Genomic DNA, 14668 nt, shown 5'->3' with positions numbered 1-14668 from the left:
TTTGTGCGAAAAAGGGGGGAAAATCCCCCTAATTTTGTTTACTCTGATTTGCTTAACATCAGAATTTCGTAAGCAATTTTCATGCTTTCTGCATACAATACATCCAGTCCCCAGCGTTGTAATTGATGGCTGAGTAACTGTTCTGTTTTTTGATCAGCTAAAGACGTAACTTGTTGAATTCTACAAGATTGTGCGCCGCCTCCTGCTTCCATTCGCATACAGCCCGCCGTTTCTGAACACAATACAGTACAACAGTCCGCCTCTTGATTCGTCGAACTAAGACGTAAACTAATGAGATCCCCCAAAACATTACCCCAGTCTGCTAAAGGAATTCCAGCTAGTTCAGCAGTAATGGTACGATTTTCGCTATTGGTAAAGGTGACTTTTTTCACATCATAATCGCCCCCTTCGTAGGAGTAAGCAACGGGTCGCCATTTTAAACGACTCGCTACCCAACCCAGATACAACAAGGCTTGTACGGTGTTGCCTTTTTCGTAGTCGATCGTAATTTGATCAATTTCCATCGCTGCGTCGCGTCGTTCTGGCGCATCAAAAGCTTCAGCCGTTAATTCTTGCCAAGCGGCAATTCTGCCCCAGTTGAGATCGGCAACTGGTACATCATGTTCTAGCAGTTGTCCAATTTTGAGTAAATCTTCTTCAGGATTAATAAAAGTGCTAGAGTCAAAGATTATGGTGTCACAATGTTCGATCAAGCGTTTAAACAGACCATATTCGCTTTCAGGGCTTGCTTTCCACCAAAGAAATTTAGGCAGATCACTGATCATTAATTCCGAGAGAAGACCACTGATTCGCTCTAGGGCAGTAGCTGTTCCTTTGAGTGTAATATACTCGCAGCAGATCAATGTATTCTGATTTCGTTTGTTGATGGGGCAATAAGCCGATACTTGTGCGGTTACGCCTTCATCTTCCTCAGCCGTCGGACAAAGTGTAATAATTCGACAAGGGTTAGAAGCAGCGATCGAATCTGCAATATTACTACCCTCTAAGTCGGGCGCATAGGTATTAACGATCTTACTTTCTAGTTTTCCCTCGGCTTTTTTTAGTGCGAATTCTTCTTGTACTCTTTTGGAGAAAGCAGGATCAGAAGTTCCGGTAACCTCCATACCAAAGCTTTTTTGAGCGGATTTAATCGCCGCCGTTGTACGGGGGCCAGCAATTCCATCAATAGGACCCGTATAAAAGCCTAAAGCCGCTAAAAGTTGTTGTGTGGCTTCAGGTTCATAAACAATAAAAGTGAAAGTCGTTGCCCGCATAGCGGAAACACCGTCATCATTATTGCTGTATGTTTGCCAAATTCGGCGTAATTCCGACTCAATATCATCAATTGAGACATCCTTGGGAGCTTGTAAAGATACTAGAGAAGGGGATTGTGTAGTCATAGTCAGTTATGGGTATTCGGGTTTTAATTAACTTTTAAGTTTTCTTTTTGAGGATTCACTTTTTAAAGTCTTCTCCATCGTCTACCGTCGCGGTTCAGTAAAAATTCGGCTTCGGTGGGTTCCCAAGTTCCTGCTTCATAGGTGGGAACTGCTGACGGATCAGAAGGGGCATCCCAGACGGATAATGCGGGGGTAACGACACGCCATGCTTCTTCGACTTCATCCGCCCGTGTAAAGAGGGTTTGATCCCCACTCATCGCATCCAGCAAAAGACGACTATAAGCTTCAGCAGTCGCTACACCAAAAGATGAGCCATAACTAAAATCCATTTCAACGGTACGAGTGCGTAAGTCGGCACCTGGCATCTTTGCTTCAAAGCGTAAAGATATCCCTTCGTTTGGCTGAATTCGCATACTCAGTACATTTGCATTAGTTTGATTAGCCACCGATTGGAAAATGAGTAAAGGAACTTCTCGAAACTGAATGGCGATTTCCGAAACTTTTTTCGGTAGACGTTTTCCGGTACGCAGATAGAACGGAACTCCTTTCCATCGCCAGTTATCTACCATTAATTTTAATGCAACAAAGGTAGGGGTTGTCGATTCGGGATTTACGCCAGGTTCTTCTCGGTATCCCGCAACGGGTTTACCTTTCATCCAACCGGCTGTATATTGTCCTCGGATGGCTGATTTTTCTAGGTTATGAATATCAGCTAGGTGCATTGCCTGTAAGACTTTCACCTTCTCATTGCGGATGCTATCAGCATTAAGGGCATTTGGGGCATCCATCGCCGTCAAACAAAGTAGCTGCATCAAGTGGTTTTGCACCATATCTCGCAAAGCACCCGATTTATCATAATAGCCCGCTCGTTCTTCTACGCCAACGGTTTCGGCTACTGTAATTTGAACGTGATCCACAAATTGACGGTTCCAAAGGGGTTCAAAAATCGCATTTGCAAAACGGAAGACTAAGAGGTTTTGTACGGTTTCTTTGCCTAGATAGTGATCGATGCGATAGATTTGATTTTCTTGACAAACTTTCTGTACGATGCGGTTTAACGCTTGGGCTGATCCTAAATCTTTACCAAAGGGTTTTTCAATCACCAGTCGATGTTTTAGGGGATCTGCTAACATTCCTGCTGCACCCAGTTGTTTAATACCAGGTGGGAAAAAGTTCGGCGATACGGCTAAATAAAAGACTCGATTTCCTCTAGTGCCGCGTTTTCCGTCTAAATCGTCTAAAAAAACTTTTAATTTCTCATAACTTTCGGGTTCATCCATATTACCCGAAAAATAAAACAATCCTTGAGCAAAATCAGCCCAAATCTCCTCATTCCCAATGCCATCGGAAAATTCTTCTACGCCTTGGCGCATTTGTTCTCTAAAATAATCATGGCTCCACTCACGTCGCGCAAAACCGACGATCGTTGTTTCTGGAGAGAGTCTTCTTTCTTTTCTCAGTTGATAAATCGCAGGAATTAGCTTTCTTTGGGTTAAGTCACCCGATGCGCCAAAAATGACGAGTATAGAAGGTTCTGGGGTTTTTTGTTGTGATAGTCCAACTCGAAACGGGTTTTCTAATAATGTGACCATAGAATTGAATTTTGCTCCTTGATAGTTTTAAGTTTAGCGGTCAGAATTAAGGTTTATCTATAAAACCTTCCTTAAGGTAATCAAAAATTCTTGACTTTTAATGACTGCTCTGGCTGTTCCTATTTGAACTTTCTTGCCTTTTTGATTAATATTAATGACTGTGAGAATACTCCCTTTACTCACAAATATTTTCAAGATAATGTATCAGTTTGTCTACGTTTGTGTTCACTGATAAAGGATTCAACTAAGTTAACATCTTCTTTGCTACCAATGACTAGGGGTGTTCGATGATGTAGTTTTTCTGGCACAATATCTAATAAGTTTTGCTCTCCATTGCTGGCACGTCCTCCCGCTTGTTCAATCAAAAAGGCTAACGGGGCTGTTTCATAAAGTAATCTGAGTTTTCCTTGTGGATTTTTCACCGTTCCAGGATACAAGAAAACACCACCTTGCATTAAAATTCGATGAATATCGCCGACTAATGCTCCACTATAACGGGCGGTATATCCTTCATGACGATGGACATAACGAGTATAATCTCTAATAGATTCATCCCATTGCCAGAAATTCCCCTCATTAGTGCTGTATATTGGCCCATGTTCGGGAATCTTGATATTTTCTTGAGCGAGAATAAATTCCCCTAAACTGGGATCAAGAATAAACGAGTGAGCGCCACGACCAATAGAATAAACTAACATGGTCGAAGGTCCGTATAAAATGTAACCCGCAGCGATTTGCTGTCGTCCATTTTGTTGTAGTAAATCTTCTGCTTCTCCGTTAAGATCTTCGCCTTGTTGTTGACGAATTGCAAAGATTGAACCAACATTAATATTAATATCGACATTCGATGAGCCATCGATCGGGTCATACAATAGGGTATAACGACCAATGGGACAATTTTCGGGAATGTAATAAGGTTTTTCCATCTCTTCTGAAGCAAGGCGACAGACTAACCCACTTTGTTTAAAAACTGATATAAACACCTCATTGGCGTAGATATCCATCTTTTTCACTGATTCCCCTTGGACATTCGTTTCCCCAGTAAATCCCAAGACATCCGCCATTAAACCCGCACGACTGAGACGACGAGAGATTAATTTTCCAGCAAGGGCAATACGACTCATAATCGCACTAAGATCCTGTGCTTCTGGGGAAAAACTTTCTGATTGCTGTAGAACATGGCGCGAAAGAGTTGTACAATCTCGATCTAATGCTTGTTCTGGAATGTTAAAGGATTGAAGAGTGCTTGTCATGATTAATTATTTTACTCCTGACTTTAAGCTAAACCTGTTTTAAGGCGAAAGCTCCCTACTATTGATCTATCTTAGGGAAAAAAAACAGGGGATTTATTAAAGAGACATTAAAATCTTTCTTTCTGCTAGGCAAGCTACGCAATACGCTTTCATACGGTATAGTGGTGTTGGCTTTTTAACGAGATAACAGCCGAATAACCGATAATATAATTAACTCCCCAAATGTAGGAACTCTGGGGGATGGAAAAATCTTTCTACTAATAGGAGTTTAGCACTCAATGTCCACACTTACAGAAGGCGATTTAAAGCGGTTAGAAGATTTAATTAACAATGGGTTTAGTGAGTTAGACCGAAAAATAGACGAGAAAGTAGATGCTCTTGAGAAAAAGTTAGACGAGAAAGTAGATGCTCTTGAGAAAAAGTTAGACGAGAAAATAGATGCTCTTGAGAAAAAGTTAGACGGTAAAATAGATGCTCTTGAGAAAAAGTTAGATGTTTATATCGCTAAAACCGATGAACAGCTAAAAGGCATTGAAAAAAGACTTGATGATAACAATGCACGTTTAGGAAGTATTGATACTCGTTTCAATACCTTTATGATTGCTTTTTTAAGCATCATTGGTGTTCTTACCGCAGGAATTTTAGCGATTTTCAGTAGAATTGTTTTTTCTCAAAATCCTTAAATTACCGATAGGGGGGACCACACATTACCCCTATTTTTTCGAGGCGTAAGGGTGAATTAGTACATTTACTGCTAAAAAAAGGTAGATAAGTAGGTTGGCATTTTTTGTGCTTTTAAAGGTTGACAAGGCTTAATTTCTTGAAAGCATACATAACGGCAGCAAGACGAGATTGAACCCCAAATTTATTGTAGTTGCCAGGCTTCCATCGGTTTACGGGCAATTCCGCAACCCTGACCATTTTTCCACCCCGTTAACCGTTCTGAACGGGCTTAAGCGTAATAGTCAAAACATGGGTGGCAAAAAGTCACCCGATTTAAATCATTTTAGATAGGTTTTAGGTTTAAAATCGAAGCGCATGAATGCGGTACTCACCCAAAGATCCTTTTATCATGGAAAAAGATACTGTTATCTTTGTAAAAATAATATGCAACCAGTTGAAGCACAAGTCACAACCTCCGACGCGATGGATACCCCAAAGTTGGGTTTACCCGTAACGATTATTACAGGTTTCCTCGGTAGTGGGAAGACGACCTTACTTAATTATATTCTGACGAATCAGCAAGGTTTGAAGACAGCCGTTTTAGTTAATGAGTTTGGTGAAATTGGTATTGATAATGAATTAATTGTCACTACCGATGAAAATATGGTGGAACTCAACAACGGATGTATCTGCTGTACGATTAATGAAGATCTTGTGCAAGCTGTTTATAAGGTTTTAGAACGTCCTGAAAAAATTGATTATCTAGTGGTTGAAACTACGGGTTTAGCCGATCCTTTACCCGTTGCGCTGACTTTTTTAGGCACAGAATTACGCGATATGACTCGACTCGATTCGATCGTTACCCTTGTCGATTGTGCTAATTTTAGTCTAGATTTATTTAATTCACAAGCGGCTTACAGTCAGATTGCTTACGGAGATGTTATTGTTTTAAATAAAACTGACTTGGTGGATGAAGCCGATGTTGACCTTTTAGAAGTCAGAATTAGAGAAATCAAACAAGATGCGCGAATTCTTCGTACCACTAAATCTCAGGTTTCTTTACCGCTTATTTTAAGTGTTGGTTTATTTGATTCTGAGCAATATTTTGATCAAGTTGAAGATCATCACGAACACGATCATGTACACGATGAACACTGTCATCATGATGATCATGAGCATCATCACCACCATGCTCATGAGCATCATCATCACCATTCTGATCACTTAGAAAATGATGGTTTTACTTCGATTTCTTTTGCAAGTGATCAACCTTTTTCAATTCGTAAATTCCAATATTTTCTCGATAATCAATTAAGCGCAAATATTTTTCGTGCTAAAGGTATTCTTTGGTTTGATGAAAGTCCAAAACGTCATATTTTTCATTTGAGTGGAAAACGATTTACTATTGAAGACGACGAATGGAAAGGAAAACCGAAAAATCAACTCGTTTTAATCGGGCAAAATTTGGATCACGAAAAACTCAAAGAACAGATTAATCATTGTCTCTGTTTACCTTCTACCACACGCGGTAAAGGATTTGGTAAATAATTATTACGGGGTGGACTAAACCACCCTATATTGTGTTTGGATCAACACCAAGCGATCGCAATATTTCTTCTAATTGTTGACTACGATTTTGCGCTTCTAGGGCTTGTTGTTGGGCTTCTAAGGCTTGTTGTTGAGCTTGTTGTGTTTGTTCTTCTGGAGACAAATAACGCCTTCTGTGCTCATCATACCAGTATAGCCATTCACGCTCAACGCGATCGTGTATGCCCCAAGCTCGTCCAATTCCTAAACCGACTTCAGGCATCCAAAACGGTTCACTAATAAGTCTTTGATAAATTCCATCCACTAAACGATACATCTCAAAGGGTTCGTGTTGATCTCTTAGCCAGTATTCGGGATTATAGATAAGATAGTACAATACGCCTAATTTTGCGTAGATTTCCATCTTTTCGTCATATTCATCGCCAGGTGTTTGTGAGACGACTTCTAGGGCGAAAATGGGTACAATATTTTTTTCTTCCCAAACCACATAACTTGAGCGTAATTTTCCTTTGCGTTTTGGTAAAAGTCGATCAATTCCTAAACTCAGAAAACCATCGGGAACAATCGGAATTTTTAGATTAATGCCTGTAGTATGATATACTCCCATATTAACCCCAAAAAACCAGTCTAAACGACTCGACCAGATAAAACTCAGGATAAAACGCAGAAAATTAGGGACTAGAGTATGTAATTCATTATCCACAGGTAAATCGTCCGAGTCGAGAAGTTCGTCACTGGTAGGAAGTTGTAAAGTTGGGTCAAACTGTACCATAATTTAAAATGAACAATACTATTGTTCTATCAATCTAAATTATATATTGATTTATGCGAGTTGTAATTCAACGGGTCAAATCTTCACAGGTGAAAGTGAATGATCAAATAATTGGAAAAATCGATAAAGGCTTAAATTTATTACTAGGAATTGTTACAACCGATACAGACATTCAATTAGATTGGATGGTGAAAAAATGTTTAGAATTACGGTTATTTCCAGCCGAAAGCGATGGCGAAAAATGGGAAAAATCAGTACAAGATATTCAAGGCGAAATTTTAGTCATTAGTCAATTTACGCTATATGGAGACTGTCGTAAAGGTCGTCGTCCTTCATTTAGTGATGCAGCACCCCCCGAACAAGCCGAAAAACTTTATAATCGATTTGTCGAAAAGTTAAAAACCAGTGGTTTAAAGATAGAAACAGGACAATTTGGCGCAATGATGCAAGTGAGTATTGAAAATGATGGCCCAGTTACTTTAATTTTAGAAAAATAGAGACACGCTATAGCACGTCTCTACATCATGTTATTATTTACTACCAACAGTTGCGCGATCGTTACTTGTTGTAAAAGCGGCTTTTTTCGCTCTTGCTTCAGCTTGTTTGAGAGGGTCCATCCGTTTTTCTAACCATTTAAAGAAATAAGAAGCTAAGGTTGTTAGAACCAGATAAACAAGAGCAACTGCAATATAAATTTGAAACGCTTTATAAGTGGTTGCTACCCCTAATTGTCCTTGACGAAATAACTCTTCAAAACCAATTACCGCCGCTAAACTGGTATCTTTAATTAAGGTAATAAATTCATTTCCTAGAGGGGGCAACATTCGGCGAAATGCTTGCGGAAAAATGACCTCTTTCATCGTTTCTACTGAATTCATACCTAAAGATTGACAAGCTTCCCACTGTCCTTTATCAATGGATTCAATCCCACCGCGCATAATTTCAGCTAAGTAAGCAGCAACGTTTAAACTAAGAGCAATAATCGCCGCCGGAAGTCGATCTAAACTAAAATCAAGTCCAATTCCTTTAAAGAGTGCAGGTAAGCCAAAATAAATAATAAATAACTGCACCAACATCGGCGTACCTCGGAAGAAATCGACATAAATTCTACAGATAACTTTTAGCCATTTGTAGGGAGAAATCAGCGCAATTGCGACCGCAGTTCCACCCAATAAACCAAACAAAAAAGACAAAGAAGTTAATAATAATGTCCAAGGAACACCGTAGAAAATTAGTCTACGGAAGGTATCACCCCAAGCAAAACCCGATTTTGTTTCTCCTTGTAAACCCGGTGCGACTGCGGGTAATGGTGGTGCTTTTCCCGCAAACCATTTTTGAAATATTGCTTCATATTTGCCGTTTTCTAAAAGCGTACTTAAAGCATTATTGATATCATTAACCAAGGGTGAATTCTTGGGTAAAGCAATTCCATAATATTCTTCTGTAATTTGCTCTCCAACTACTTTAACACCTTTTAATCCTGCTTCTTTCACCGCGTAAAGAGTTACGGCTGCATCATTGACAACAGCATCAACTTTTCCGTTTAATAGTTCCTGTAAAGCTAAAGCAGCAGAATCGAATTGAGAAACTTTCGTACCTTCAATTGCAGTGGCTGTACTTGCACCGGTTGTCCCAATTTGAACAGCAATTCTTTTTCCTTTTAAATCATCAAAAGATTTAATACTATCATTGCTTTCTTGAACGGCGATCGCTAAACCTGCTTTAAAATAGGGACGAGAAAAACTGAGAGTTTGGGCGCGTTCTGGTGTAATTGTCATTCCCGAAACGGCTGCATCAATACTACCCGATTGTAAGGCGGGAATCAATCCATCAAAGGGTAAACTTACCCACTCAATGGGTCTTTTTAATTCTTCCCCAATTGCTTCTAATAATTCAATATCGAACCCAGTTAGTTTTCCCGTATTCTTATCCTGCATTTCAAACGGGGGGAAAGTCGGTTCAGTTCCAATTCTTAAAGGTTTGCTATCTTGAGAAATCGCTGGAATTGCACTAAGAGTCAAAGCTATAATTAGTCCAATCACACCGAGCGCTAAACCCCGTATTTTTTTAAACCGCCTAAATTTAAACATTTTTATAATTTCCTTCTCAATATTGAGATAAGTTATATAAGTTTTAAGGATATGATGCCATCGATAGTATCAATCCTAAACTTGTTGCAAAATGTAACATCACATACAATAAGCCTGAAAAAACTACGATAATTTAGATGAAATAGATAAATCAGCTAATTTTTAAAGTTATGCCAGATTCGACAGCCGTTATATCCTGTAATAATTTACGCAAAAGCTTTGGTTCTCTAGAAGTTTTGAAAGGAGTAACGAGTCAAATTCATAAGGGCGATGTCGTTTCAGTAATTGGCCCTTCTGGATGTGGTAAAACAACCTTTATACGCTGTCTGAATCGTTTAGAAACCATTACCAGTGGACAGTTAGAAGTAATGGGGATGGATATGTCTTCCTCAAAAGTGAGCCAAACCGCTTTGAGAACAATGCGGAGTAAGGTCAATATGGTGTTTCAACACTTCAACCTGTTTCCCCATTTGACGGTCTTAGAAAATTTGATGTTAGCTCCTCGTAAAGTTCTCAAGCATCCAGACAGTGAATGTAAAGATAGAGCAATGTATTACCTAGATAAAGTAGGATTGTCCGCGAAAGCCGATTTTTATCCCGATCAACTTTCAGGAGGACAAAAACAACGAGTGGCGATCGCCCGCAGTCTATGTATGAAACCTGAAGTGATTCTCTTTGATGAACCGACTAGCGCACTCGATCCCGAACTCGTTGGCGAAGTTTTAGAAGTGATGCGGAAAATGGCAGAAGCAGGAATGACAATGGTTGTTGTTACCCATGAGATGCAGTTTGCTTCAGAAGTCGCTAACCGAGTCTTCTTTTTTAATCAAGGTGTGATCGAAGAGGATGGAGATCCTAAAGTTGTTTTTAATAATCCAAAAAGCGATCGTCTTAAAGCTTTCCTAAGTCGCATTAATAACTAATTTTTTTCAACAACTCTCCTTCTTTTATTCTTCTCCTTGAGTTAGGGGGAGAATTTTAGTTAAGATAAGAAGTTGGCAATTATTACCCATAGGAGGATAATCATATGTCTCGTAGATGTGACTTGACTGGCAAAAAGGCGAATAATGCCTATGCTGTTTCCCACTCGCACCGTCGGACGAAAAAACTACAACAACCTAACCTACAATGGAAACGCATTTGGTGGGCAGAGGGCAACCGTTGGGTTAGACTCCGTATTTCGACTAAAGCCATTAAAACCCTTGAAACCAGAGGGATTCAAGCAATGGCGAAAGAAGCTGGGATTAATCTTAATCACTACTAATTTCTGTAGTATAAATGAACAGGACTTGGGGTTTCAATACCCCTTTTGTTTTTTTAGGATCTTAACTAATGGCTCACCAACTGGCTTTTCTTGGACTCGGCGTAATGGGCGCACCAATGACCGTTAATTTAGTACGTCATGGCTTTTCTGTCAATGCTTGGAATCGTACCCCAAACACAATAGGTGTAGAAATCGTCAAACAATCTGGGGCGAATGTGGTAGATTCGATTCAAGAAGCTGTAGCGACGGCTGAAATTATTTTTACCTGTGTCGGAGATGTTGCCGATGTTGAAGAAGTTTTATTAGGGGATAATGGGGTGATTCATTTTGCCCAAGTGGGTACATTAATTGTAGATCTAAGTACGATCGGTTCTCAAGCAGCTAAAAAGATTGCCTCGGAATTAGAAAAATATGATTTACGGTTTCTCGATGCGCCTGTGTCGGGCGGTGATATCGGCGCACAAAAGGGAACACTAACGATAATGGTGGGTGGAGAAGAACAAGATTTTATTGAGTGTCAGCCTTATTTCGCAGCAATAGGCAAAACCATCCGTTTATGTGGTGCGGTGGGTAGTGGGCAAGCGGTGAAACTCTGTAATCAGGTTTTAGGGGCGGTTCATATGGTAGCCTTGTGTGAAGCGATCTATATGGCAAAAATCCAGGGAATTGACCCTAGTTTAATGATAGAGGTTTGTCAAACAGGGGCGGCAGGTTCTTGGGCCTTATCGAATTTAGGACCGAAAATTGTCGCATCAGATTTAGAACCCGGTTTTATGATTAAACATATCCTAAAAGATTTACGATTTGTTCAAGAAATTGTAGCCGCTAGTGAAGAAAATTTACTTGGTGTTGAATTAGCCGATCGCTTATTTAAAATTGTAGCCGAATTAGACCAAGGTGCACAACAAGGCACACAAGCTATGATTCGCGCTTATCTAAAGGATGAGTAAAAATATAAAAAAACCGCCAGACTATTGACAAATCTGCGGTTTAATGCTAAGAAAAATAAAGTTTACATTGAAGAACCTAAACCAGCGTAGGCTCCATAAAAGAAAATTCCAACAACAGTGATAATGCCCATACCAGCGATTGTTGCAACGATCCAAAGGGGAATTCTACCTTGAGCGAACATAATTTTATCCTCCTAATTGCTTCTAAAAATGATCTAATGAATTCGTCTAGTTAAAGAAATAACTGGAGAATAGAATACCGAGAACAGCAATCAACAATAAACCGAGGTACAAAGAAGTACGGTTTAATTCAACGGGCTGTCTGTTGGGGTTGACTTTTCTTTCCATTTTCGGCTTCTCCTATCGCTGAATAAATTGCATTGCGGTAATTGCGCCAATGAAAAAGACGCTAGGAACAGCTAACGTATGAACCGCTAACCATCTGACGGTAAAAATCGGATAAGTAATGGGCTGATTGGGGTTTTGAGTTGCCATCGTATGAATGCTCCTTCTCTATTTTAGATTTACTTCTTAAACTCTTGAATTTCTTGACTTGCTTTAAAGCGGTCAGAAATGATTGGTAATTCTTGACGATCTTGGGTAAAGTATTCATCAGGACGAGGGGTTCCAAAAGCATCATAAGCTAGACCTGTGCTGACAAATAACCAACCCGCAACAAATAACATCGGAATGGTGATGCTGTGAATAATCCAGTAACGAACACTGGTGATAATGTCGCCAAAGGGGCGTTCTCCGGTACTACCTGATGACATAATTTGTTCTCTCCTACAAGGTTATTGATGTAAAAAAATCCAATGTCTATAATAGAGAATTATCTTGTCTCTACACAAGTTTTAGGCCGCTTCGGCTTTGGGAGTATACTTGAGTACTATCCCGTCTTGACCAAGGATAAAACCTTGATCTGGACTGATAAAATCAATTTTGTAGAAATTAGTGGGTACACTTTCTACTTCTCGATCTTTTTCCCAAGTTTTGCCATTATCGAAGCTAACCAGTAAGTTACCGCTACCACCTGCAACCCAAATTTCTTCGGGAGTTCGATAGGTGATGTCTAGTAAACCCCAACTGGTACCGGGTTCAGGATAAATAACTTCATCCCATGCCCCCTCTTCATCCAAGTTAGCCACATCGGGTTTAGTAAATTGAAGTTGTCCACCTCTAGCAATTAACCAAATGCGACCATCTTCACTGTAACCCATACGCTGCAAACGTCGAGAAGAATTACGATTATAGGGTTTCCACTCAGAGTCGCCAGGTGTCCAAGTCGAGTAAAAATTCCCTCTAGCAGAAACAGCAACATATTTACCATCTGTAGAACGTTCAATCGTGCGGGCAACACCAACTGCACCTTCTACTAAGGCTTGCCAGGTGCGACCTCCGTTCTTAGTCCGGTAAATCGCCCCTAAATCTGTGACCATTTCCGCCGTTTGCGGTCCTAGGGCAATCACGCCATCGGGTGCGCCTGGTAATTTATCACTCAAAGGAATCCGTGACCAAGTTTTACCACCATCCTCTGTATGTAATAGGATAGCAGGTTTCCCCGTGATCCAGCCTTCTTGACCATCAAAACTAACCGCATTAAAGCTAACTTTTTCGTCTCCTAGGTCAAGCTTTCTTTCTTGCCAAGTTTCGCCCCCATCGGTGCTTTCAAATAAAGCATTTTTGGTTCCGACTAACCAACCGTGATTTGGATCTGATGTAAATGCGACATCAGAAAAAGTAGCGTCAGTTTGTAAATTTAACACTTTCCAAGGGTTATAGCTAATTGAAGGCAGACGACTACAACTGATACAGAATACGCAAACGATAAGTAATATTACGATTTGTTTTAGTCTTCTCATTAATAAGTTCATAGACCGTTAAAGAAAGGCAGGGTTTTTGAGTCCCTGAATTTAAAGCAAAATTTATCTTTTGGGAGCTTAGTTTAAAGTGTATAAACTCAGAAAGAAGAGGAAGGCTACAACGAGTCCTCCATAAATCAGAAGACTTTTTTGTCCAGGTGTCAAGTTATTGACCCCTAAACCGTAATTTAAGTTTTCCTGAAAACCCGAAGGAGCATTAGTCGCCCCAACATTAGCAAATTGGGAACGCGGAACACCACATACGGGACATTTCCAGTTAGTGGGTAACTCTTCAAATGCAGTCCCTGGCGGAATATTGGCTTTACTATCTCCCTTATCGGGTTCGTAAACATAGCCGCAGGCACGACATTCGTAATTAGGTGAGGCAAGTTCTGCCAGTGTGAGTTCTTTGGGTCGTTCGCTCATGGCTTTAAAATTAAGCAAATCTTTAAACTCTGTTACAAATTATCGCACAAAGTTACACTTTCATCTGTTGTCGTCGCGCTTCATATAAAATTACGGCAGTAGCGATCGCCACATTCAAGGATTCAACTTGACCCGCTAAGGGAATTTTCACGGCACAATCAGCTAATGAGGTTAAGCTTTCCGATAATCCTGCTCCTTCATTCCCCAGTATAATTAAACTGGGTTGAGTGTAATCAATTTCCCAATGGAGTTTAGTCGCATTCAGGTTAGTAGCGATAATTTGTACCCCTTGCTTTTGATAATTTTTGATCACATCTGCTAAATTTTCACTCACCGTCATCGGTAAACGAAACCATTCACCCGAAGAAGCGCGAATTACTTTAGGATGATCTAAATCTACGCTATCTGAACTTAACCAAAGTTGCTCGACTTCTGTCGCTGCTGCAGTCCGAATAATTGTACCCAAATTACCAGGATCTTGTAAACGTTCTAAAATTAATCCCAGTCTTAGAGTTTTTGGGGAGATACTTTGAAACGATTTTCGCTCAACTGTTGCAATCACACCATCAGGGTTAACGGTTGTTGCTAAGGCGCTTAAAACTTCTTTTGTGACAATTTCGACCCTTTTCGCTTTTTTTGCGATTTGTTCAGATAATTCTAAATGCTGTTCTTGCCATTGCTGTGTAAAACAGACTGTCATGATGGAACTATCCACCTCACAGGCCGTCTCAAGCAGATGTGTTCCTTCAATTAAAAAGAGATGATGTTCTCGTCTCCCTTTAGGAAGATGTAACAAGCGGATTTGCTTAACCAAAGGATTTTGTAAACTGCTAATCATCTGTTATTTT

General features: G+C 40.0%; 18 protein-coding genes. 6 read left to right on the top strand and 12 right to left on the bottom strand.

The features are described 5' to 3' along the window. Positions 1–38: 38 nt before the first annotated feature. From opcA to fbp, 3 genes are all read right to left on the bottom strand, one after another. On the bottom strand, positions 39–1400 hold the full coding sequence (gene opcA / locus C7H19_RS05725) for a glucose-6-phosphate dehydrogenase assembly protein OpcA (protein ID WP_106455926.1): 1362 nt from the start codon (positions 1398–1400) through the stop codon (positions 39–41). Between the two features lie 62 nt (positions 1401–1462). Then, positions 1463–2992, bottom strand: a complete 1530-nt coding sequence (zwf, locus tag C7H19_RS05720) for a glucose-6-phosphate dehydrogenase (RefSeq protein WP_106455925.1) — start codon at positions 2990–2992, stop codon at positions 1463–1465. A 191-nt stretch (positions 2993–3183) separates the two neighbouring features. Continuing rightward, entirely contained in the window at positions 3184–4245 is a 1062-nt protein-coding gene (gene fbp, locus C7H19_RS05715) for a class 1 fructose-bisphosphatase (RefSeq protein WP_106455924.1), read from the bottom strand. 278 nt (positions 4246–4523) lie between these two features. Here fbp and C7H19_RS05710 point away from each other — a divergent pair, with 278 nt between their 5' ends. Both C7H19_RS05710 and C7H19_RS05705 read left to right on the top strand, forming a co-directional pair. Next, positions 4524–4928, top strand: coding sequence for a hypothetical protein (locus C7H19_RS05710; protein WP_106455923.1), 405 nt, complete (start codon positions 4524–4526; stop codon positions 4926–4928). A gap of 424 nt (positions 4929–5352) precedes the next feature. After that, positions 5353–6456 (top strand): CobW family GTP-binding protein, encoded by a 1104-nt coding sequence (locus C7H19_RS05705; RefSeq protein WP_106455922.1) that lies wholly within the window; start codon positions 5353–5355, stop codon positions 6454–6456. Between the two features lie 25 nt (positions 6457–6481). Here C7H19_RS05705 and C7H19_RS05700 read toward each other — a convergent pair whose 3' ends face one another. Next, positions 6482–7228 carry a Uma2 family endonuclease gene (locus C7H19_RS05700; RefSeq protein WP_106455921.1) on the bottom strand — a complete coding sequence of 249 codons (747 nt, stop codon included), beginning with the start codon at positions 7226–7228 and terminating at the stop codon, positions 6482–6484. 53 nt (positions 7229–7281) lie between these two features. On the opposite strand from C7H19_RS05700, the gene dtd reads away from it, so the two are divergent. Continuing rightward, positions 7282–7725: a D-aminoacyl-tRNA deacylase gene (gene dtd, locus C7H19_RS05695; RefSeq protein ID WP_106455920.1), complete on the top strand. Its 444-nt coding sequence runs from the start codon at positions 7282–7284 to the stop codon at positions 7723–7725. 33 nt (positions 7726–7758) lie between these two features. Here dtd and C7H19_RS05690 read toward each other — a convergent pair whose 3' ends face one another. Next, positions 7759–9318, bottom strand: coding sequence for an ABC transporter permease subunit (locus C7H19_RS05690; RefSeq protein WP_106455919.1), 1560 nt, complete (start codon positions 9316–9318; stop codon positions 7759–7761). Between the two features lie 170 nt (positions 9319–9488). Here C7H19_RS05690 and C7H19_RS05685 point away from each other — a divergent pair, with 170 nt between their 5' ends. From C7H19_RS05685 to C7H19_RS05675, 3 genes are all read left to right on the top strand, one after another. After that, positions 9489–10241: an amino acid ABC transporter ATP-binding protein gene (locus tag C7H19_RS05685; RefSeq protein WP_106455918.1), complete on the top strand. Its 753-nt coding sequence runs from the start codon at positions 9489–9491 to the stop codon at positions 10239–10241. A gap of 104 nt (positions 10242–10345) precedes the next feature. After that, a complete protein-coding gene (rpmB, locus tag C7H19_RS05680; RefSeq protein WP_106455917.1) occupies positions 10346–10582 on the top strand; it encodes a 50S ribosomal protein L28 in 237 nt (78 codons plus the stop codon). Between the two features lie 68 nt (positions 10583–10650). Beyond that, entirely contained in the window at positions 10651–11532 is an 882-nt protein-coding gene (locus C7H19_RS05675) for an NAD(P)-dependent oxidoreductase (RefSeq protein WP_106455916.1), read from the top strand. 62 nt (positions 11533–11594) lie between these two features. Here C7H19_RS05675 and C7H19_RS05670 read toward each other — a convergent pair whose 3' ends face one another. The 7 genes from C7H19_RS05670 to C7H19_RS05640 all read right to left on the bottom strand — a co-directional run bounded on the left by C7H19_RS05670 (position 11595) and on the right by C7H19_RS05640 (position 14658). Beyond that, entirely contained in the window at positions 11595–11714 is a 120-nt protein-coding gene (locus C7H19_RS05670; protein WP_106455915.1) for a photosystem II reaction center protein J, read from the bottom strand. Between the two features lie 46 nt (positions 11715–11760). Next, on the bottom strand, positions 11761–11880 hold the full coding sequence (gene psbL / locus C7H19_RS05665) for a photosystem II reaction center protein PsbL (RefSeq protein WP_106455914.1): 120 nt from the start codon (positions 11878–11880) through the stop codon (positions 11761–11763). A 12-nt stretch (positions 11881–11892) separates the two neighbouring features. Then, on the bottom strand, positions 11893–12027 hold the full coding sequence (gene psbF, locus C7H19_RS05660) for a cytochrome b559 subunit beta (protein ID WP_106455913.1): 135 nt from the start codon (positions 12025–12027) through the stop codon (positions 11893–11895). 29 nt (positions 12028–12056) lie between these two features. Continuing rightward, positions 12057–12305 carry a cytochrome b559 subunit alpha gene (gene psbE / locus C7H19_RS05655; RefSeq protein ID WP_106455912.1) on the bottom strand — a complete coding sequence of 83 codons (249 nt, stop codon included), beginning with the start codon at positions 12303–12305 and terminating at the stop codon, positions 12057–12059. Between the two features lie 81 nt (positions 12306–12386). Next, positions 12387–13394 carry a photosynthesis system II assembly factor Ycf48 gene (locus C7H19_RS05650; protein WP_106455911.1) on the bottom strand — a complete coding sequence of 336 codons (1008 nt, stop codon included), beginning with the start codon at positions 13392–13394 and terminating at the stop codon, positions 12387–12389. A 78-nt stretch (positions 13395–13472) separates the two neighbouring features. After that, a complete protein-coding gene (locus C7H19_RS05645; RefSeq protein ID WP_106455910.1) occupies positions 13473–13820 on the bottom strand; it encodes a rubredoxin in 348 nt (115 codons plus the stop codon). A 52-nt stretch (positions 13821–13872) separates the two neighbouring features. Further along, the gene (locus tag C7H19_RS05640) at positions 13873–14658 is read right to left on the bottom strand and encodes a TrmH family RNA methyltransferase (protein ID WP_106455909.1); all 786 of its coding nucleotides are present in this window, start codon (positions 14656–14658) and stop codon (positions 13873–13875) included. Positions 14659–14668 lie beyond the last annotated feature (10 nt).

This window comes from Aphanothece hegewaldii CCALA 016, assembly GCF_003007785.1.
Taxonomy (GTDB): Bacteria; Cyanobacteriota; Cyanobacteriia; order Cyanobacteriales; family Microcystaceae; genus Chroococcus; species Chroococcus hegewaldii.
Note: the sequence above shows the minus strand (reverse complement) of the source record. Positions and strands in the feature narration are given on the sequence as shown.

Excerpts from the sequence above, each read along its gene's own strand:
- opcA (WP_106455926.1), bottom strand. The coding sequence starts at position 1,400 with ATGACTACACAATCCCCTTCTCTAGTATCTTTACAAGCTCCCAAGGAT.
- zwf (WP_106455925.1), bottom strand. The coding sequence starts at position 2,992 with ATGGTCACATTATTAGAAAACCCGTTTCGAGTTGGACTATCACAACAA.
- fbp (WP_106455924.1), bottom strand. The coding sequence starts at position 4,245 with ATGACAAGCACTCTTCAATCCTTTAACATTCCAGAACAAGCATTAGAT.
- C7H19_RS05710 (WP_106455923.1), top strand. The coding sequence starts at position 4,524 with ATGTCCACACTTACAGAAGGCGATTTAAAGCGGTTAGAAGATTTAATT.
- C7H19_RS05705 (WP_106455922.1), top strand. The coding sequence starts at position 5,353 with ATGCAACCAGTTGAAGCACAAGTCACAACCTCCGACGCGATGGATACC.
- C7H19_RS05700 (WP_106455921.1), bottom strand. The coding sequence starts at position 7,228 with ATGGTACAGTTTGACCCAACTTTACAACTTCCTACCAGTGACGAACTT.
- dtd (WP_106455920.1), top strand. The coding sequence starts at position 7,282 with ATGCGAGTTGTAATTCAACGGGTCAAATCTTCACAGGTGAAAGTGAAT.
- C7H19_RS05690 (WP_106455919.1), bottom strand. The coding sequence starts at position 9,318 with ATGTTTAAATTTAGGCGGTTTAAAAAAATACGGGGTTTAGCGCTCGGT.
- C7H19_RS05685 (WP_106455918.1), top strand. The coding sequence starts at position 9,489 with ATGCCAGATTCGACAGCCGTTATATCCTGTAATAATTTACGCAAAAGC.
- rpmB (WP_106455917.1), top strand. The coding sequence starts at position 10,346 with ATGTCTCGTAGATGTGACTTGACTGGCAAAAAGGCGAATAATGCCTAT.
- C7H19_RS05675 (WP_106455916.1), top strand. The coding sequence starts at position 10,651 with ATGGCTCACCAACTGGCTTTTCTTGGACTCGGCGTAATGGGCGCACCA.
- C7H19_RS05670 (WP_106455915.1), bottom strand. The coding sequence starts at position 11,714 with ATGTTCGCTCAAGGTAGAATTCCCCTTTGGATCGTTGCAACAATCGCT.
- psbL (WP_106455914.1), bottom strand. The coding sequence starts at position 11,880 with ATGGAAAGAAAAGTCAACCCCAACAGACAGCCCGTTGAATTAAACCGT.
- psbF (WP_106455913.1), bottom strand. The coding sequence starts at position 12,027 with ATGGCAACTCAAAACCCCAATCAGCCCATTACTTATCCGATTTTTACC.
- psbE (WP_106455912.1), bottom strand. The coding sequence starts at position 12,305 with ATGTCATCAGGTAGTACCGGAGAACGCCCCTTTGGCGACATTATCACC.
- C7H19_RS05650 (WP_106455911.1), bottom strand. The coding sequence starts at position 13,394 with ATGAGAAGACTAAAACAAATCGTAATATTACTTATCGTTTGCGTATTC.
- C7H19_RS05645 (WP_106455910.1), bottom strand. The coding sequence starts at position 13,820 with ATGAGCGAACGACCCAAAGAACTCACACTGGCAGAACTTGCCTCACCT.
- C7H19_RS05640 (WP_106455909.1), bottom strand. The coding sequence starts at position 14,658 with ATGATTAGCAGTTTACAAAATCCTTTGGTTAAGCAAATCCGCTTGTTA.